This is a genomic window from Natrinema sp. DC36 (assembly GCF_020405225.1).
In the GTDB taxonomy this organism is placed as follows: Archaea; Halobacteriota; Halobacteria; order Halobacteriales; family Natrialbaceae; genus Natrinema.
Genome location: NZ_CP084472.1, coordinates 1,185,254 through 1,202,631, shown reverse-complemented (window position 1 = coordinate 1,202,631; position 17,378 = coordinate 1,185,254). Strand labels below are relative to the sequence as shown.

Genomic DNA, 17,378 nt, shown 5'->3' with positions numbered 1-17,378 from the left:
GTCAGTGGTCGACCGAATCGGCCGACGCAGTCGGTTACCGAACCGTCCGTTCGGGTTCGTCCGGAACGGCGACCTCGATGCCGAGGAATTCGAACTTGGCACCGCCAGTGTCGCTCTCGCCGGCCTCGACGGACCAGCCGTGAGCGGTCGCGATACCCCGGACGATACTCAGCCCGAACCCGGTGCCGTCCTGTGCGGTGGAATACCCGTCCTCGAAGACGCGTTCGCCCCCCTCAGGCAAACCCCGACCGTCGTCAGCGACGTAGAAACCCACCGGATCGCCACTGTCGGACGTGACCGCCCCCACGTCGACCGCAAGCGACGCGGCCGTCACGTCATCCTCGTTGCGCTCGTCCGGGATGCCGTGTTCGATCGCGTCTTCAGAACCGTCAGGTTCTGAACGGCTCGTGGAGCCGTGCTCCACGGCGTCCTGACGAGCCTGCGAGTCAGGGCTCGTCGAACCGTGTTCGACGGCGTTGCGAAACAAGTTCTCGAACAGGCGCACCACTCGGTCGGAGTCGCCGAAGAAGGTCAACTCCGACGCGACGGAGAGGGTGGAATCGCCGGTGTCGACGTTCTCCCAGGCTCGCTCGGAGAGATCGGCGAGTGAGACCGGTTCGGGATCGGTGACCGCCGATCCCTCCCGGGCGAGCGCGAGCACGTCTTCGATGATCGTCTCCATTCGGTCGTGTGATCGCTCGATCTCGTCGAAATACTGGACCGGATCGTCGGCCTCGCGAGCAAGATCGAGGTAGCCGTCCGCGACGTTCAGCGGGTTTCGAAGATCGTGGGAAACGATGTTCGCGAACTGTTCCAGACGCTCGTTCTGTTGCTCGAGGCGTTCTTCGTGGCGTATCCGTTCGGTAATGTCACGGATGATGAGCAGCCAGCCGACGTGGCGATCCCGGCTGTCCTCGATCGGCGTCGACCGAACGTGGAAGGCGACGGTATCGAGCGAAAACTCCCGCTCCGATTCGACCAGGGCGGTCGTGATCTCGTCGTACTGTTCTTCCAAGACGGGATAGCCGTCGACCAACGAGTGGACATCGGTTCCGATCACGGCTCTGTCGGCGTCCTCGAACAGGTCCCGCGCGGCGGGATTGATATCGATGATCCGGTCACCCGTATCGACGACGAAGACGGCGTCTGTGACGGTATCGATGACGCGATCGCGAGCGATCGGGACGACGTCGGCCAGTCGGTAGCGAACAATGGCGACCGCGTACAACGATCCGGCCACGACGAATCCGATCGGTGACGTATCGAACTCGACGAAACCGGCGACGTAGACGCCGTTTGCGATCCAGGTCGCGAGGGTTCCGGCGAGGAGCGCTGCACTCTGGCCCTTGTACAGCGACCGAGACCGGTAGAGAAATCCGAATATGAGGACCGTCACCAGTCCCAAAACGAGGTACGCGTAGCCGAGGTGTATCCAGAGTAGCGGGCCGGGATTAAAGGCGCCGTTGAACGACTCGAAGAGAAGATTAGACGGATTGACGACGGCGAGGACGGCCAACAGTATCGGTTCAGCCGACAGGACGGCGAGTATCGGAGTCGTGAGGAATTGCTCCCGTCCGGTGTACACGAGGGTGAAGACGAGAAACGTCATCGTCGCGAATCCGACGCCCAGGAATAACGTTCCGGTCAGGACGGTGATTGCAAGGGGATGATCGACACCGTACAGTAACACCAGCGACACGTCCCACACCCCCACCGCGAGGACGGTCCCGAGAAGCGGGATCACGCCGGTCTTCCCGCGGTGCTGCCAGAGAATCACCGCGAGTGCACCGCTCACCAGCGCCGAAAGTATGTAAATCAAGAAGATGGGGTCAGATCCCTGTATCATCGTTCGTAGTCGAGCACCGAGTATGTAAAGTGCAACGGCCATTTCGCAAGATCACAATGCTTGCGCCGGTCCGGAAGCGGCGCTCATCGCAAACGCGTGAGATCGCGGTCGGCCGTCCGCTCTCGTCTCGATCGATCGGGAACGAACCATTTAGGCACCGGCCGACGATACGGTGGTGTATGCCCGTCCCCAAATCGGAGTTCGAGAATCTCCCACCGTGTGACTTCTATACGCCGGCGGAGCTGCTCGAGGACGACCAGATGTACACCGTCTACGAGATCGCTCGATTGTTGCAGGGCGTCGAACCCGACGCCGAACTCGAGCCCGAGACCGAGGACATTCTGCTCGATTGGGCGATCCCGTGGGTCATGACCAACGCCGACGACCTCGTAGTCGCCGAGCCCCGCGACGAGGACGAGCCCGGCTACTACGGCCTGAGAGAATGATCCTCCTCGTGGTCGGTGCCGATCGGGTCGACGCCGGCAAGACCACGTTCTCGGCCGGCCTGCTCGAGCGAACCGGTGCGGTCGGCTACAAGCCCCGCGCCGGCAACGACTTTTGGTTCGACCACGACGACTGCCGTCGCGCCCTCGACGGCGGGCGACTCTACGGCAAAGATGCGATGCGGCTCTCGGCAGCAAACGGTCGGGATCGACCGCCCGAACGACTCAATCCCGTCCACCGGCTCTGGCGGCCCACCCCCGGCGGCGGAAGCGGCTTACTCGGGCGGACCGATCGGGAGTTCGTCGTCGACCGGATCGGTCGCGGGGTCGACGAGTCGCTGTTCGTCCGCAACGCGACCGCAGAGATTCCGGACGCTGTCACCGAGGCGCTGCCGCTGGCGGACGCGATCCCCGTGGAGACCGTCGAGGAGTACAACGATCTCGCCGAACGGGAGTACGTCCCCGCGTTCGAACGACTGGCCGACGAAATCGAGGCAACCGAGGTCGCCGTCGTCGAATCCTACAGCGACATCGCGCTCCCGCTCGCGTCGCTGGATCCTGCATCGATCGCCGCCGTCGCGGCCGTCGAACCCGGTCGCGTTCGGATCTACGACGGCGATCGCTACCGTCGGGCCTGCGAGATCGCGAGCTCGAGTCCGAGAGACGGAACGCTCGAGAAGCGCGTCCCCGACGTGCTCGACTATCTCGATCCGCTCGAGCGCGTCCGGCTGCCACCGCTCGACAACGACGCACGGGACGATCCCACACGGGTCGCCCGCGCGTACGATCACGCCTACGACGCGTTGCTCGACGCCGTCGGTCGAGTACCGGTCTAACCGCTCTTCAGACGGATCAAACGGCCCGCTGATCGGGTTTCCGATCACGAACTTCCGGTGACTTCTCTACAGGTGGTTCGAGGCGAGTGGTTCGGGATCGAGTGGTTCGAGACGCCGGGGAGAGTTCACATCTGTCGCGCCATCTGCGCCGACAGTTCGACGTGGTCGTAGGGGTCGCTCGTCACGCTGGGCCCGTGACCGGTGTGCATCGCCTCGAGTCCCGGATCGATCCGCTCGAGCACCCGATCGATGCTCTCGATCAGGGCGTCTCGGTCGCCCTCCTCGAGATCGGTTCGGCCGAAGCTCCCGTTCTGGAAGACGAGGTCTCCCGCGAACAGCACGCTCGCGTCGCTCGAGTGAAAACAGAGGTGATCGTTCTTGTGGCCGGGCGTGTGGAGCGCGACGTACTCGTGGTCACCCAACTGGACCGTCTCCTCGTCCGCGATCGCGTGGTCGACGCCGTCGATCGAGGTGTCGTACCCCCACGCGTCGACGTCGAAGGCGTCTTTCACCGCCGGGAGGTTTCCGACGTGGTCGCGGTGCGTATGCGTCAGGATGACGGCGTCGATATCGTCGATTCGATCGCGGACGGCGCCGGCGAGGTCAAAGTTCGCACCCGTATCGACGAGCACGGGCCGATCGCCGGGGACGAGAAAGACGTTACTGGTAAACGCCCGTACGCCTTCCGCGAGGTTCGTGATCATGTTCGGCGCTACTCGGTCGAGTGATTTGTGGCTATCGACACGAGCCGGAGCAGCGATAGCAAAGACACCACGATCCAGTCCAATGTCTCGAAAGTCCCGAGCGTATGGCTCTCGAGAACGCTCCACCGACTACCCGGCCTGTGTTCCGGTTTGCGTCGATCCCGCTATTCACAAGGACTTTTAGCTCCGACACGTACTGAATAGACGAATGAACCGGCCGGGCACCGTCGGATTCGTCGGTCTCGTCATCCTCGCGCTCGTGATCGGGGTCTGCGGACCGATCGCGGTGGCCGACACTGGGTCCGCTTCGCAATCAGCGACGGAGCCGGCTCCGATCGAGACGCGATCCGCGACGATGGTCGCCCAAGCGGACGGAAACCCGCTCGTCACTCAGGAAACGCAGGACTTCGACGAGACGACGTTCGAGATCACCGTCCACGAGAACGGCAGCGCGACGTGGACGTTCAGATACGAACGGGTGTTCGCGAACGACGACAACGCGACCGCTGCCAGAGAGAACTTCGAAACCTTCGCCGAGGAGTTCGAAGCCAACGAGACGGATCTGTACGACGGGTTTACCAATCAATCGCGCACCCTGACCGAAATCGGTACACAGACGACCGGTCGAGAGATGGACGCGACGAACTTCCGCCGCTCAGCGCAGGTCGAAGAACAATTCACTGCCACGGGCGCTGCCGGGAACGAGTCTACCGCGACGGGCGTCGTCGAAATGTCCTTTACCTGGACGGAATTTGGCGTCGTCGAAGCGGACCGGATCGTCGTCGGCGACATCTTCGAACGTCTCCCGCTCGCATCTAATCAGGCGATCGTGATTGAGGCGGGCGGCGATCTCACCTTCCGATCCATCGAACCCGACGACGGACAGTACGCCGGCACCTCGCTCGAGGACGCGACGTCGGTTCGGTGGAGCGGCCAGCGAGAGTTCATCGACGGCCGGCCACGGGCGGTGTTCGATCGGCCCGGCGCCGCGAGTACCGAAGCCGGACTCCTCGCGACGATGAGTAATCTCGGTCTGGGCTGGTATTTCGTCGGTGCCCTCCTCTGTGCAGGCATCGGCGTCGCAGCCGTGGTCTGGTACCGACGACGCGGGCCCGGAAGCGAGGACGTCGCCGCTACGGCGTCCGATTCGACCGACGATTCGTCGCCGCCGGCAGCAGCGGCCGACACGAACGGTGAGTCCAACGGAGAGCCCGAACCACTCTCCGACGAGGAACTCATGACGGACGAGGACCGCGTCGTCACGCTCATCCAGGAAAACGGCGGCCGGATGAAACAGGTCAACATCGTCGAGGAAACCGGCTGGTCGAAGTCCAAGGTCAGCATGCTGCTCTCCGATATGGAAGACGACGGCACCATCAGCAAGCTCCGAGTCGGCCGCGAGAACATCATTAGCCTCGAGGGCTTCGAACCCGAAGCGACCAAGTCGCCGTTCGACGAGTAACGGCCACCGACGAAACGCCGGCCACTGAGCCGCTCTCGCGTGACAGGGGTCGACAGCCCCGAAACGAAACGGAATCCTTAAACATCGTACTGCGCAACGATTGAATAGAGACGACGCCCGCTCCGATGTCCTGTGTACCACCGCGACGCAGGGCCCGGAGCGAGACGGCGCGTCGCGCTCCGATGGTGTAGTCCGGCCAATCATATTGCCCTCTCACGGCAATGACCTGGGTTCGAATCCCAGTCGGAGCACTGTAGCGAACGTAGTGAGCGAAGCGCGCACAGGTGGGATTCGAAGCACGGAAATCCGAGCGGAGCGAGGATTTGCATCGGGTTCGAATCCCAGTCGGAGCACTCTTCTGCGCGAGCAACTTCGTGGGCGGAACGTGAAACCGGAAATTCGACGTTATATACAGGTCACACCCGTGGGTAGCGATTCGGCAGTTGTTCGCCACCCAGAGTCATGGACGGGGCCCAATCGATGGACCCGTAGATCTCCCACAGCGATTCCGATGACGATCGACTCTCTCGAGAGCGACACACCGGACTCTGGCAGAACGCGTATGCACCATGTCGAAAACGATACTCTCTACTGGTTCCCCCCAATTCACCTGCCTTAATGGCGCCTTCAATGTAGCGTACCTTCGCGGTTGGTGATCGACAGTAGAGAGCAGAAAGAGACACTCGGTTATCGAATCACAGACGGCCCTTCGACTCCTGCTACACTTTGTCCAGTCCGAGATTCCTCACCACCGAAATTACGACGAGAACGACCAACGGAAGCACGATCCCGAGGCCGATACCGTTCGCAACGATGCCGACGTATGGAAACTGCGGTATCACTGCAGAAACATCGACGAAGTGACGGATAGTATGACGGAGTCCTAAATACAGGAGAAGCCCAATTGCAACGCCTTCAATAGCGAAAATCACAATATAGCTATTTCGCATACCTCCGGTTTTCGACAAGAGTCCATTACGCTTTACGGCCACATGTCAACAGCACTGTTACCCGTTCGTCGAGTATCGGTACACCCGACTCGAGGGCCGACCCGTTCAGTCTCCCACGCCCGTGAGAGGGAGTTCTCAGGCGGGCATGTGAAGCAGTAGATGGGTGCCCGGGGAGGGCTCCGAACCACGGAAAGACTCATTTCATTCGACTTTCCTGCCTTGCGTTCGCTCCTCACGTCGCTCACGCAAGACCACCGGGTTCTCCGCCTCCCCGGGCATTTTCACGGCGTTGTCACTCACTCCGTTCGTGACGTCGCGTAGAAAGCCAGTGCCCGGGGAGGGCTCCGAACCCTCGATCTCCGCATGTCCCAGGTCCGAGGCTCGGCAGTCCTCGAGGGACACGGAGGCTTCCAAGGCGAAACCGCACCGAATCTCTGAACCCTATGAGTGCGGCGCTATGTCCAGCTAAGCCACCCGGGCTCGGTTACGAGTAGTGGGGTGCATTTCTTTAAGCTTTGTATTCGAGGCCGCCGTGCAACGTCGACCCACGGATTTATCATACGGTGTTACGAACGCCAGTGCATGAGCGTTCCCGGCATCGTCAACTCTACTCTCGATGGCGAAGAGATCGCGGCGCGCGTCTCTCTCGGCAGCGACGACGAGCTCTTCATCACGCCCACACGGACCATCGTCTACCGTGCAGACGGTCTTCTGAGCGACGAATCGGCCGACGAATACCCCCACGACGCGGACCGACTGACGCTCTCCGAGGGTCGTCGCAAGACGAAGTTCACGCTCGAGTACGCCCTCGACGGGGAGCGGACGTTTTCGATTCCCTCGAGCGCCACCGACGACGTGCTGCATCCCGTCCTCGCCGGCGTGCTAAACGGCAACGGGATCACCGATCCAGGCGAAACTGTCGTCAAGACGTATCGGTTCAGTGAACTGACGCTGATCATCACGAGCGATCGACTGGTCAAACACATCGGCGGGGCGGTCTGGGACGGGGACTTCGAGGAGTACCACTTCGAGGACGTGACGCAACTCGCCTTCGAAGACGGTAGCGTCGCCACCCAGATCGTCCTCACCGTCGACGGGCGACCCCAGCGGATCAAAGCCCCTAACGAGCAAGCGAACGATCTCCGGGAACGGCTGCAACGGGCCCTGTTCGACTATCACGACGTCGGCTCGCTCGAGGAGCTCAACGAGGCGGTCGGCGGGGACGACGAGGATGATACCAGTCGTGGGGGATCGGTCGACTTCGGCGGCGGCGTCGACCCCCTCGACGCCGATCCGCCCGAACCGGACGATCACGACGCGACCGTCGAGGCGGCACGCGATGCTGCCGGGTCGGGGAGCACGGATCCGCTCGCCGGCGGCGAAACGGACGACGTCGCGACCGCCGAACCGGGACGGCAGTCGAACGAGAGCGACGGCGGACAGTCCACGTCGTCACAGGCATCGGCGACCGCGGATCGCGAGCGTGACGGCCCGGTGGGAACCGCGGAGACCAGCACCCTCTTCGAAGCGGGCGACGACAGCGATGCGTCGGCCAGTGCCGCCGATCCCGCGGAGCATGCCGACGTTGACACTCCCGAGGCCACGGCCGGAACCGATCCCGAACTCCTCGAGCGCCTCGACGCGCTCGAGGTGGCGGTCGAGCGCCAGAGCGAGATCATCGAGCAACAGGGAGAGACGATCGAGAAATTGATCGCGGAACTCCGGCAGGGCCGGTAGCGTCGCTTCCGCGCTCCACTGAACGGTTGATACGGGAGCTGTGAAGTGATCCGCTCTCAGTCGCCGATGAAACCCGGTTAGTCCTCACGTCCAGTTACTTTTCGAATACACGAAGAGCCGAAGGGACCGAGTTCGCCCGCCTCGAGATCGATGAAGTAGCCGGTCGACAACCCGGAGCCACAGCGCCGACAGGTAAACTCACCCTCTTTCGTACTGACATCCTGTTCGAAGCGGACGTACTGACGGCTCTTCGGGCGGACGATCCCGTCGTCGCGTTCGATGAGACCGCGGAGTTCGGCTCGATCGAGGATCGTTCGGGTTACCGTCGGATCGCTCGTCACCGTCTCGAGGCGGTCGATCACTGCGGCTAGCGGAAGCGATTCGTGTTCGAGTCGGGCGAGCAACGCCAGTCCGAGTTCGACGCGGTGATCGTCCGCCTCGAGGTCCGCGTCGACATCGGACCCGCTGCGTTCGGTTCGATCCCCGTCTCGAGCCATCTATCTGTGGTGTCGTCTCGGAACGAATAAACGTTGTTCCTCTCAAATCGAAGCGTGATCTGCAGTAGCGATAGCAGCCACTGACACGATTGACACGCTGATCGTATGGCTGTTGTCCGATCAGTATGTCCCTCGTTTCAGTTGGTACTATAGCTCGTATCGAATAATATCGTCCGAATCGCATTCAGGGCAGACTTCGGCATCTGCACTCACATTTTTCCCGCAGCGCCGGCATTCGAACAGGGTTTGCTCCCGGTTTCGATTGAAAATGCGTTTTAATTTGATCATAGAGAGTCCGTCACGGTATTCGGATTCGATGGAGTCGTCGGTTGAACAGTCGGACCGGCTCCAATTCTCGCGGGGACAGCGTTCGACCGTAACCAGCAGCTATCGCCGAGAACGGTCATCGCTGTACCGGAGTACGAACCGGATACGGAGCGGTCTTGCCTCATAGGGTTGCTATTGATGCCGGCGATACGGCGTCGTTCAACCGGATTCGTCCGGGAATCGGAAGCACGGTTGGTGACAGGTGGTCCGTGAGCGCGTGAACCCGCCCCCGCGCCCATGCTCTTCAGGCCCTGTATTGTGTTGGTCCCCGTATATACGTAAGCCAACCGGAGTGAAAGTAGAATTCTGGAACGGCCGTTAGGGGCTAACCGGCCATTTTCGGCGGTCTCGCGGTGCTTTCCTCGTGGGTACTCGAGATGGCCGTGCCCGTGCTGCGAAGCGTCACGTGGTGCAGAATACGGTCAGCAGTATATTCGACCTGCCACCGGAACCCCTGATGGCCTCCTAAACGGTACGTGAAAGCGTGAGCAAGTGAGTGAACGCGTATTCCCGATGCTATCTCCACTCGTTTGTTCTCGGAAACCTTATCTGACGACACGCGGAAATTCCGATATGTACGATCTTACCGGCTTCCAGCGCGACCTGCTGTATACGATCGCCGGGCAGGACGACCCGCACGGACTCGCGATCAAAGAGGAACTCGAGGACTACTACGAGAAGGAGATCCATCACGGCCGGCTCTATCCGAACCTCGACGAGGTCGTCGACAAGGGTCTCGTCGAGAAAGGCGAACTCGACCAGCGAACGAATTACTACACGATCACGGCTCGCGGTCGACGCGAACTCGAGGCTCGCCGAGAGTGGGAAGACCAGTACGTCGGCGAGTTGCTTTCCGAATCGGAGTAAGGACTGCTCCCGTTACTCGGAGGAGATACGCTATTACATCGGCCTGCGCGTGGTCGTCGATCGTTCCACGAAGCGTGATTGAAGCCAGTAGTAGCCACTACCAGTACTCCAAACCGGATCGCATGAGAGCGATGCAATCAGCGTATGATCCGTTTCAGTGGCTCCAATAGTACCGGTGGGCGAACGAATTCGGGAGCAACCGGATAGAAGGTACCGGTACACGTTGTACTCTCGATTCGAGGGTTTTCGAATCGACCGGAGACCGCTCCGAGAGAGAAGCGCGTCTCCGACCGTTCCCACGGCCTGGGAATCCGCCGGTCGTTGATACTGTTGCTCCACCGCAATCCAAGAGAGGCAATCACACGGCCGGAATGCACTCCGGCGGACACAGATCAATGAGTCAAACGATCGTCGATACGGCTGACGGAAGATCGACCCGGAACGGAGAGCGCGAGACCGCTCCTGAGCGTCGGGGATCCGAGTGTCCGGAATGCGCAGGCTCGATCCACCACGACGAGGAACGCGGCGAACGGGCGTGTACGGAGTGTGGCCTGGTTATCGAGACGGACGAGATCGATTACGGCCCCGAGTGGCGATCGTTCGACGACGAGGAGGACAGGCGACGGGTCGGCGCGCCGGTGACGACGCTTCGACACGACAAGGGCCTGAGTACGACCATCGGCTGGGAGGATCAGGACGCCTACGGCAACCAGCTCTCGGGGCGAAAGCGCGAACAGCTCCGGCGACTGCGAACGTGGAACGAACGCTTCACCTCGAAAAACGCCGCGGAACGGAACCTCAAACACGCGTTCGGCGAGATCGAGCGCATGGCGTCGGCGCTCGGCTTACCGAAGCCCTGTCGCGAAACGGCCGGCGTCCTGTATCGCCGCGCCGTCGAGGACGGACTGCTTCCCGGCCGCTCGATCGAGGCGATGTCGACCGCGTGTCTGTACGCCGCCGCTCGGCAACACGGCACGCCGCGGACGCTGGTCGCGTTCGCCTCGGTGAGTCGCGTCGAAAAGCTCCCCGTCCAGCGAGCGTATCGCTATCTCTCGGACGAACTCGATCTGCAGATCGAACCCGCCGATCCGATCCACTACCTTCCGCAGTACGCTTCCGAACTCGAGATCAGCGACGACGCCGAACGGCTCGCTCGCGAGATCCTCGAGGCGGCCACGGAGCGGGATCTCCACAGCGGCCGAAATCCGGCCGGGCTGGCGGCCGCGGCGATCTACGGTGCGGCGCGGCTGACGAACGAACGGATCACCCAGGAGACCGTCGGCGCCGAAACCGGCGTGAGCAAGGTCACGGTCCGAAACCGCTATCAGGAACTACTGGACGCGTACGGGGAGGCCCGTGATCGATAGATGTTCGGACACCGACTCGAGAACGAGATTCTCGATGCGCTCACCGACGGAACGCCGAGCTACGTCGTCGACCTCGCCGCGACGATAGACGAGCATCCGGTCGCGGTCGAGCACGCCTGCGATCGCCTCCACGAGGACGGAGCGGTTCGGTCGATCGGCTGCCAGCGGTACGCGATCACCGCGTCGGGTCGTCACCAACTCGCCGGTGCGAACCCGCTACCCGTCGACTCGGAGACTCCGACAGAGACGGAAGGGCGAACGTAAAATTAGTTGAAACACCGTTCGAGTCCGTTCTCTACTCGCTTATCCCTCGTAGCCCGCGTGCTCCATGAGATTTGCGAAGATATCGGTATCCATCGCGTCCCGGTAGACGATACCGTTGACCATTCCGCCGGGGTAGGAGTTCCCGTTCATCGCGTGGTTGACCTTGTGGCAGTGCATGAGGTAGATTCCGGGGTCGGCGTTGGCCTCGAACTCGATGGTGTGTCGTTCCGCGGGTGCGATATTGGTGACGTCCTGTTCGTACTGGGCCGCTTCGGGGACCTGCCCGCCGTCTTTCTCCACGAGACGGAACCGGTGGTTGTGCGTGTGCATCGGGTGGGACATGTAGCCAGCGTTGACCATGTGGAGGCGGACGGTGTCGCCGTGGTCGACGATGATCGGTGAGCCGTCTTCCGGGTGAAGGGTCCGCGGGAGGCTCTTTCCGTTCATCGTGAACACATCCGGATTGCGGTCGCGGGGACTGTAGTCGACGTCCTCGCCGGCCATCTGTCGGTTTACGCGGGAGTCCCAGTCCTTCAGCGTGAAGAAGTATTCCTTGTCCGCGGGCTCGTACCCCTTCGGATCGACGCGGAAGATGCCGTACATCCCCATGTCGATGTGACGATGGGTCTGGTAGTGACAGTGATAGAGGTGCGTCCCCGGAACGTTCGCGGGGATGGTGTACGTGTGTTTCTCGCCGCCGTTAACCGTAATACCCGTCGTGGTCGGGACGCCGTCGTTCTTCCAGGTCTTCTGCGACCCGTGGAAGTGCAGCGTGTGGGGCATGCCGGCGTCCGTGTTATCCAGCGTCACTTCGATGTCGTTGCCTTCGGTCGTTCGGAGGATCGGCCCCGGAACGCTCGGCTTTCCGTCGTCGGCCTGAAACGCCCAGACCTTCGGTAGTTCCACCGGGCCGCCCATCGAGTCCATCGGATGGGCGGCGTGGCGGGACGTCACCGACCGGAGCGTGACGCTGCCGCCCTGCTCATCGACCTGCACGACCTCCGGGGAACTCGTCCACGGGAGATCGGATCCGGAGGTGTTGGCGGAACCCTCGGACGAATCCGCCGGCTCGGAGTCCTGCGTGGCCTCCTGGCTCATACAGCCCGCCAAGCCGGTCAGTGCCGCCACACCGCCAGTCGCAGCAACGAATTCGCGTCGCGATAGCCCCAGTCCGGGTGCGCCAATACGATCACTCATAACAACTGATCCTACGAAGTACCGGCGTATAACGGGTCGAGCCAGTTCTTACGGATCGGGAAGTCTCGAGAACATGTTCTCCGATAGTATATAAACGACCGGCTGGGCTCCCCACTTCCGAGCAACACGCAGCCATCGAATCGGTCGTGATGCCGGCCGCTCCCGGGAGCCGCCTCGTCCAGCGTCGTCGTTCCGAACGAGTTCGTCTGTAGATTCACGTACGAGAGCCGACACGGTTCATCCATGCCGGAACTTTCGTCGGTAGACGCGCTCGAGGAGACGCCACACGCCGAGGTTTTCGACAAACGGATCCCCCGAACGGTACGATTACGCCTCGAGGCGGACGATCGCGTGCCCGCGCATCGCCATCCGGAGTCGAACGTCGTCCTCCACCTGCTCGAGGGAACCGTCGACCTCACGCTCAGCGACGACGTCTACACCCTCGAGTCGGGGGATGTCGTCCGATTCGACGGCGATCAGGAGATCTCCCCGCACGCGGTCGATGACAGTACGGCGCTGCTCGTTTTTGCGCCGAAAACGGACTCGTAACGAGCGCCCCAGTTCCCGCTCGGTCGAGCGAGTGAGCGACGAGACCATCGCTCAGCCGACCGTCGTCGCGACACCTTTCGTCTGCCGGTAATCGCTCGCGAGCAGCGCCTCGAGTCGCGCGACGATCGCCTCGCGATCACCGTCGACCCACTCTGCAGGATCCTTGATCGGGACGACCATGAAGCCGCGGCCGCGGATCTCGGCGGCGTGGAGCGCTCCCATCTCGAGGTCGAATCGCCGTCGCTGCGTCGTGTACTCTCGGAGGACACGGTCGGTCGCCTGGGCTCCGACCGGCAGGAGGATGTGAGCGTTGATCGCGCGAAGTTCGGCGTCGAAGAAGCGCTCGAGGTCGGCGTACGCCTCGGCGGTCGGTGGCTCCCCGTCCGGGAGGCTGCACATGTGGATGTAGCTCAGGAAGCAGTTCTCGAGGACGGGTTCGTCCCGCGGGCCGCTCGCGAAGCCCGTCTCGCGAAGAACGTCCTGGAGCGCGAGTCCGCTCTCGGTCTCGGTGAACGGGACGCCGGTGGATTCGCCGCCGTGGATGCCGGGGTAGTCGCCGATCACGTGGAAATCGGCGTTAGCGTCTCCGTAGCCGAAGACGGCCGCTCGGTCACCGGGGTCGGAACGGTCGAACGGCGGTCGGAGTCCGAACGGGTTGCTCGTCCTGTCGGTCACGTTTCGCACGGCCGGGAGAATGCCGTCAGCGGTCAAAACCCCAGCGATCGCGGCGGGCCGATCCGGAACCGACGTGACCTCGTCCCTGTCGAGTTCGTCGTATCGTTCGGTCGGATGACGGTGGGTTTATACTCCGTTCGCGTGTCTCGTGTCGTACATGTATCAGGTGGGGCACTACGGTGGTGCGCTCGCAGCGTACGCGCCGCTCGGCACCATCGTCACCCTGGGTGGATACGGCGAAATCGCCATCGTCGGCGGTCTCGTCTGCGTCGCCCTGTCGACGGTCCCGGACTACGACCACCGGCTGCCGCTGATCGACCACCGCGGCCCGACCCACACGATCCTCTTCGCGCTACTCGTCGGGGCCGGGCTCGCGGCGCTGACCGCCGTCCTCGTCGACGCCTCCTCCGCGTTCGTCGACGCCGGCGTCGTCAGTTTCGCGTTCCTCGTCGGTTTCGTCTCGATCGGCTCGCACCTCCTCGCGGACGCGCTGACGCCGATGGGAATCCGTCCGCTCTGGCCGGTCTCGCGCCGTCGATACTCCCTCTCGGTGACGACGGCCGCAAATCCGATCGCCAACTACGGACTGCTCGGACTGGGCGTCGGCGCCGTTCTCGCAGGAATAGGGATCGTCGTCGTCTTCGGCTGATTCGCTCTCACAACGGAACCCCACTGCTACGGTGAGAGTGTGTCTGACGGCTCGCTCGAGGTCGTCCCCCGTCGAGTGAGAACGAGTCCAGCGACGAACGTCGCGAGAAGCGCGACGGCAGCGACGAGGTACGGAATTTCGATGGTCGGGTTCGCCGCCTGCCGACCGAAGAAGAGAACGACGACCACGAGCGGCGGGGCCGCGAGCAGCGGGGTAACGACCCGTCCCGTAAACCGCCGGTGACCGATCAATGCGGCGACGACGGCCGCACCGAGCAGCGTGAGAGCCACGGCGTACTGAATCAGTTGCATGGTCGGCGAGTAGCTCGAAATCTCGGAACCGATAACCGGGCTGAGGGCGACGTGTGCCGGCAGCGCAACGATGCCGAGTGCGAGCGCGCCGGTGACGTGCGTTCCCGTCAGTCTCGGTGCCCAGACCAGGACGGTGGCGATCAGGAAGAGCGTGAAGATGGTGACGGCCGTCCAGAAGTGTAAGGAAAGGATATTCATCGTGTACTGCTGGACGGTTTCACGGCCGAGCGCGACCTGGACCGGCGTGAGGACCATTCCGGCCACGACCAGTCCGGTAACCCGTCGGTCGACGTCGGGGAGCCGCCACGCAGCGAGCGCGGAGCCGACGATGGCGAACCCGGCGAACATCGAGACGAAGCGGTGGAACCACTCGTAGAAACTCGGCATGCTCCCCGGGAGCAGGTTGTACGGTCCGGCGTCACACCGGGGCCAGTTGGCCTCGCAGGCCAGCCCCGAACCGGTCGCCTTCGCCGCGACGCCCAGCAGAATCGTCGCCGCGACCAGCGCGAGCGTTGCGGTCAGCAGGTGCGGATAGCTGAACCGATCGATCAACGACCGAAGTCTCGAGTCGGGCGCGTGATTGTCGTACGACACGGGCGTTCTGTCGAGGGTTAGGACGGCCCGTACTTAGGTTGACCGAGTCGTCCGATTCGGCGGGAATCGGGTTCGTTGTCGACGGCTGAACGACCGGCTTCGACTCGACATGTGCCCGCTCGCTTCGAACGCTCACGGCGACCGACGGCCCGGTGTTCGCCGGATTCAAGAACCGTCCCTGCCAGCACCCGACATGGACAAACGCGAGCGACTCGAGGACTACCTCGAGTCCGACGGGCTCGATTCGATTTGGTTCGCCCGGCCGAACTCGTTTGCGTGGCTCACCGGCGGAAACAACGTCATCGATCGCGAGGGCGATACCGGCGTCGCGGCCGTCGGCTACGACGGTGACGAACTCGTGATCGTGACGAACAACATCGAAGCCGACCGCATCGCGGCCGAGGAATTGCCGGATCTCGATGCGAGCGAAGTCTCGATCGAGCAGTTCCCCTGGTACGCGTCGTCGCTGGCCGAAGCAATCACTGACCGCGTCGGGAGCGACGAGCGGGCCGCGATCGACATCGAACTGCCGGGGTTCGAGCGCGTCGAGCCGACATCGCTACGTCAACCGCTGACCGAGCGCGATCGTGAGCGCTATCGCGACCTCGGCGGCCAGACGGCATCCGCCGTCGAGTCGGTCTGTCGCGAACTGCAGTCCGACGACACGGAACACGAGGTCGCATCCGCGCTGCGAATCGCTCTCTCGGCCCGAGACATCGAAGCGCCGGTCGTCCTCGTCGGTGGCTCGGAACGGGCACAGCGGTACCGCCACTACACGCCGACCGGGGCCAACCTTGGCGACTACGCGCTCGTCTCCGTGACCGCCCAGCGGGCCGGCCTTCACGCGAGTTGCACCCGGACCGTCGCCTTCGATCCGCCGTCGTGGCTCGAGGAGCGTCACGAAGCCGCCGCTCGCGTGGAAACGACGGCGCTGGCGGCAACGCAGACGGCAGCAGCGAGTGACAGTCGCGCGGGCGATAACGGCGGAACCGCCGGCGATGTCTTCGCCGCCATTCAGGATGCTTACGACGCGGTCGGCCACGACGGCGAGTGGGAGCACCACCATCAGGGCGGGGCCGCCGGCTTCGCCGGTCGCGAGTGGATCGCCACGCCGAACCACGACGTGCCGGTCGAAGCGCCGATGGCCTACGCGTGGAACCCGACGGTGCAGGGCGCGAAAAGTGAGGATACCGCACTGGTCACCGACGAAGAAATCGAGACGCTGACGACGACGGATCGCTGGCCGACGACGACCGTCTCCGCGGTCGACCGGGACGTCGAACTCGAGCGGCCGGACGTACTCGAACTCGAGGACTAACGACGAGGGAGGACGCAGACCCGTCGGAACCCTATTCGTCGCCCGATCGTGCGTCGATCTCGTCAGTCTCGTCGGCTGTATCGCCCGCGACGTCGTCGTCGGATTCGTCAGGCTCGTCGGGTCTCTCGGACCCGTCGGATTCAGCATCGACGGTGTCGATCTTCATGTCGTCCTCGAACTCGATGACATCGGCGTCGGGGTCGATTTCGGGATTTGCATCCGTCCCGGAGTCGCCATCGATCGTCGGCGCCGTGTCGTCGACGGTGATCTTCACCGGTTCGACCTCCTCCTCGAGTTCGGCTCGAGCGTCGCGATCGGCCTCGCGGTCGAGGACGCGGTCGAGCGTGAAGATGGTGTTCAGCTCCTGTTGAACCTGGTCAACGACGCCGCCGACGAGGTCGCTGGGCTGGATCGCCGTGTACTCGTAGGGGTTGTTTCCGGCCCCCTCGCTGGCGCGCTTTTCGCGGGTGACGCGGTCTTCCTCGTGTAGTTCCGCGAGCGCTTCGCGGACCGTGCTGGGATAGAGCCCGGTTCCCTTTGCGACCTCCTCGGAGGTGCTTCCGGGGTTCGCCAGCAGATACACGTAGATCTTCGCGCGAGTTTCGGTGTCCAAGATCCACGAGAGCAGGTCGACGATCCGCTGGTCGAGCTCCTCGACGGCCGGGCTTCGGCCGGCCTCGCGCTCGACGAAGTCGTCCGGTCCCTCGAGCGATTCGTCTCCGTCGTCGGTACCGACCGGATGCTCGTCCGTGTCGTCGGAACTCATGTGGGTTCTCGTACAGGAC

General features: G+C 63.1%; 17 protein-coding genes and 2 tRNA genes. 11 read left to right on the top strand and 8 right to left on the bottom strand.

All coding sequences use genetic code 11. The features are described 5' to 3' along the window. Positions 1-34: 34 nt before the first annotated feature. Positions 35-1,846: a histidine kinase N-terminal 7TM domain-containing protein gene (locus LDH74_RS06560; protein WP_226041717.1), complete on the bottom strand. Its 1,812-nt coding sequence runs from the start codon at positions 1,844-1,846 to the stop codon at positions 35-37. Between the two features lie 179 nt (positions 1,847-2,025). On the opposite strand from LDH74_RS06560, the gene LDH74_RS06555 reads away from it, so the two are divergent. Next, positions 2,026-2,292: a DUF5827 family protein gene (locus LDH74_RS06555; RefSeq protein WP_226041716.1), complete on the top strand. Its 267-nt coding sequence runs from the start codon at positions 2,026-2,028 to the stop codon at positions 2,290-2,292. Continuing rightward, on the top strand, positions 2,289-3,125 hold the full coding sequence (locus tag LDH74_RS06550) for an ATPase (RefSeq protein WP_226041715.1): 837 nt from the start codon (positions 2,289-2,291) through the stop codon (positions 3,123-3,125). The genes LDH74_RS06555 and LDH74_RS06550 overlap by 4 nt, the downstream gene beginning before the upstream one ends. A gap of 125 nt (positions 3,126-3,250) precedes the next feature. On the opposite strand, the gene LDH74_RS06545 is transcribed toward LDH74_RS06550, so the two are convergent. Further along, complete coding sequence (locus LDH74_RS06545) at positions 3,251-3,829, bottom strand: MBL fold metallo-hydrolase (protein ID WP_226041714.1); 579 nt, start codon at positions 3,827-3,829, stop codon at positions 3,251-3,253. 208 nt (positions 3,830-4,037) lie between these two features. Between LDH74_RS06545 and LDH74_RS06540 the strand changes: the two genes are divergently transcribed. Further along, positions 4,038-5,291, top strand: a complete 1,254-nt coding sequence (locus LDH74_RS06540) for a hypothetical protein (protein ID WP_226041713.1) — start codon at positions 4,038-4,040, stop codon at positions 5,289-5,291. 176 nt (positions 5,292-5,467) lie between these two features. Beyond that, positions 5,468-5,542: transfer RNA gene (locus tag LDH74_RS06535), tRNA-Glu, on the top strand. Positions 5,543-6,570: 1,028 nt separating this feature from the next. Here LDH74_RS06535 and LDH74_RS06530 read toward each other — a convergent pair. After that, positions 6,571-6,721 (bottom strand) — tRNA-Met (locus tag LDH74_RS06530). Between the two features lie 102 nt (positions 6,722-6,823). Here LDH74_RS06530 and LDH74_RS06525 point away from each other — a divergent pair. Then, complete coding sequence (locus LDH74_RS06525; RefSeq protein ID WP_226041712.1) at positions 6,824-7,978, top strand: hypothetical protein; 1,155 nt, start codon at positions 6,824-6,826, stop codon at positions 7,976-7,978. Between the two features lie 77 nt (positions 7,979-8,055). Here the strand turns inward: LDH74_RS06525 and LDH74_RS06520 are convergent, their stop codons facing one another. Next, entirely contained in the window at positions 8,056-8,475 is a 420-nt protein-coding gene (locus LDH74_RS06520) for a DUF5830 family protein (protein WP_226041711.1), read from the bottom strand. Positions 8,476-9,375: 900 nt separating this feature from the next. Here LDH74_RS06520 and LDH74_RS06515 point away from each other — a divergent pair. The 3 genes from LDH74_RS06515 (at position 9,376) to LDH74_RS06505 (ending at position 11,300) form a co-directional block, all read left to right on the top strand. Then, positions 9,376-9,669 carry a PadR family transcriptional regulator gene (locus LDH74_RS06515; RefSeq protein WP_226041710.1) on the top strand — a complete coding sequence of 98 codons (294 nt, stop codon included), beginning with the start codon at positions 9,376-9,378 and terminating at the stop codon, positions 9,667-9,669. A 395-nt stretch (positions 9,670-10,064) separates the two neighbouring features. After that, the gene (locus LDH74_RS06510) at positions 10,065-11,036 is read left to right on the top strand and encodes a TFIIB-type zinc ribbon-containing protein (RefSeq protein WP_226041709.1); all 972 of its coding nucleotides are present in this window, start codon (positions 10,065-10,067) and stop codon (positions 11,034-11,036) included. Continuing rightward, on the top strand, positions 11,037-11,300 hold the full coding sequence (locus LDH74_RS06505; protein ID WP_226041708.1) for a MarR family transcriptional regulator: 264 nt from the start codon (positions 11,037-11,039) through the stop codon (positions 11,298-11,300). It begins immediately after the preceding gene. Positions 11,301-11,339: 39 nt separating this feature from the next. Here LDH74_RS06505 and LDH74_RS06500 read toward each other — a convergent pair whose 3' ends face one another. Then, complete coding sequence (locus LDH74_RS06500; protein WP_226041707.1) at positions 11,340-12,497, bottom strand: multicopper oxidase domain-containing protein; 1,158 nt, start codon at positions 12,495-12,497, stop codon at positions 11,340-11,342. Between the two features lie 243 nt (positions 12,498-12,740). Between LDH74_RS06500 and LDH74_RS06495 the strand changes: the two genes are divergently transcribed. Next, positions 12,741-13,046: a cupin domain-containing protein gene (locus LDH74_RS06495; protein WP_226041706.1), complete on the top strand. Its 306-nt coding sequence runs from the start codon at positions 12,741-12,743 to the stop codon at positions 13,044-13,046. Between the two features lie 51 nt (positions 13,047-13,097). Here the strand turns inward: LDH74_RS06495 and LDH74_RS06490 are convergent, their stop codons facing one another. Further along, entirely contained in the window at positions 13,098-13,730 is a 633-nt protein-coding gene (locus LDH74_RS06490) for a uracil-DNA glycosylase family protein (protein WP_226041705.1), read from the bottom strand. A 148-nt stretch (positions 13,731-13,878) separates the two neighbouring features. On the opposite strand from LDH74_RS06490, the gene LDH74_RS06485 reads away from it, so the two are divergent. Then, positions 13,879-14,370, top strand: a complete 492-nt coding sequence (locus LDH74_RS06485) for a metal-dependent hydrolase (protein ID WP_226041704.1) — start codon at positions 13,879-13,881, stop codon at positions 14,368-14,370. 26 nt (positions 14,371-14,396) lie between these two features. Here the strand turns inward: LDH74_RS06485 and LDH74_RS06480 are convergent, their stop codons facing one another. Next, positions 14,397-15,275 carry a cytochrome oxidase assembly protein gene (locus LDH74_RS06480; protein WP_226041703.1) on the bottom strand — a complete coding sequence of 293 codons (879 nt, stop codon included), beginning with the start codon at positions 15,273-15,275 and terminating at the stop codon, positions 14,397-14,399. Positions 15,276-15,468: 193 nt separating this feature from the next. On the opposite strand from LDH74_RS06480, the gene LDH74_RS06475 reads away from it, so the two are divergent. Further along, on the top strand, positions 15,469-16,593 hold the full coding sequence (locus tag LDH74_RS06475; protein ID WP_226041702.1) for a M24 family metallopeptidase: 1,125 nt from the start codon (positions 15,469-15,471) through the stop codon (positions 16,591-16,593). Between the two features lie 31 nt (positions 16,594-16,624). On the opposite strand, the gene LDH74_RS06470 is transcribed toward LDH74_RS06475, so the two are convergent. Then, the gene (locus LDH74_RS06470) at positions 16,625-17,359 is read right to left on the bottom strand and encodes a helix-turn-helix domain-containing protein (RefSeq protein ID WP_226041701.1); all 735 of its coding nucleotides are present in this window, start codon (positions 17,357-17,359) and stop codon (positions 16,625-16,627) included. Positions 17,360-17,378 lie beyond the last annotated feature (19 nt).

Coding starts and splice junctions, on each gene's coding strand:
- LDH74_RS06560 (WP_226041717.1), bottom strand. CDS start 1,846: ATGATACAGGGATCTGACCCCATCTTCTTGATTTACATACTTTCGGCG.
- LDH74_RS06555 (WP_226041716.1), top strand. CDS start 2,026: ATGCCCGTCCCCAAATCGGAGTTCGAGAATCTCCCACCGTGTGACTTC.
- LDH74_RS06550 (WP_226041715.1), top strand. CDS start 2,289: ATGATCCTCCTCGTGGTCGGTGCCGATCGGGTCGACGCCGGCAAGACC.
- LDH74_RS06545 (WP_226041714.1), bottom strand. CDS start 3,829: ATGATCACGAACCTCGCGGAAGGCGTACGGGCGTTTACCAGTAACGTC.
- LDH74_RS06540 (WP_226041713.1), top strand. CDS start 4,038: ATGAACCGGCCGGGCACCGTCGGATTCGTCGGTCTCGTCATCCTCGCG.
- LDH74_RS06525 (WP_226041712.1), top strand. CDS start 6,824: ATGAGCGTTCCCGGCATCGTCAACTCTACTCTCGATGGCGAAGAGATC.
- LDH74_RS06520 (WP_226041711.1), bottom strand. CDS start 8,475: ATGGCTCGAGACGGGGATCGAACCGAACGCAGCGGGTCCGATGTCGAC.
- LDH74_RS06515 (WP_226041710.1), top strand. CDS start 9,376: ATGTACGATCTTACCGGCTTCCAGCGCGACCTGCTGTATACGATCGCC.
- LDH74_RS06510 (WP_226041709.1), top strand. CDS start 10,065: ATGAGTCAAACGATCGTCGATACGGCTGACGGAAGATCGACCCGGAAC.
- LDH74_RS06505 (WP_226041708.1), top strand. CDS start 11,037: ATGTTCGGACACCGACTCGAGAACGAGATTCTCGATGCGCTCACCGAC.
- LDH74_RS06500 (WP_226041707.1), bottom strand. CDS start 12,497: ATGAGTGATCGTATTGGCGCACCCGGACTGGGGCTATCGCGACGCGAA.
- LDH74_RS06495 (WP_226041706.1), top strand. CDS start 12,741: ATGCCGGAACTTTCGTCGGTAGACGCGCTCGAGGAGACGCCACACGCC.
- LDH74_RS06485 (WP_226041704.1), top strand. CDS start 13,879: ATGTATCAGGTGGGGCACTACGGTGGTGCGCTCGCAGCGTACGCGCCG.
- LDH74_RS06475 (WP_226041702.1), top strand. CDS start 15,469: ATGGACAAACGCGAGCGACTCGAGGACTACCTCGAGTCCGACGGGCTC.
- LDH74_RS06470 (WP_226041701.1), bottom strand. CDS start 17,359: ATGAGTTCCGACGACACGGACGAGCATCCGGTCGGTACCGACGACGGA.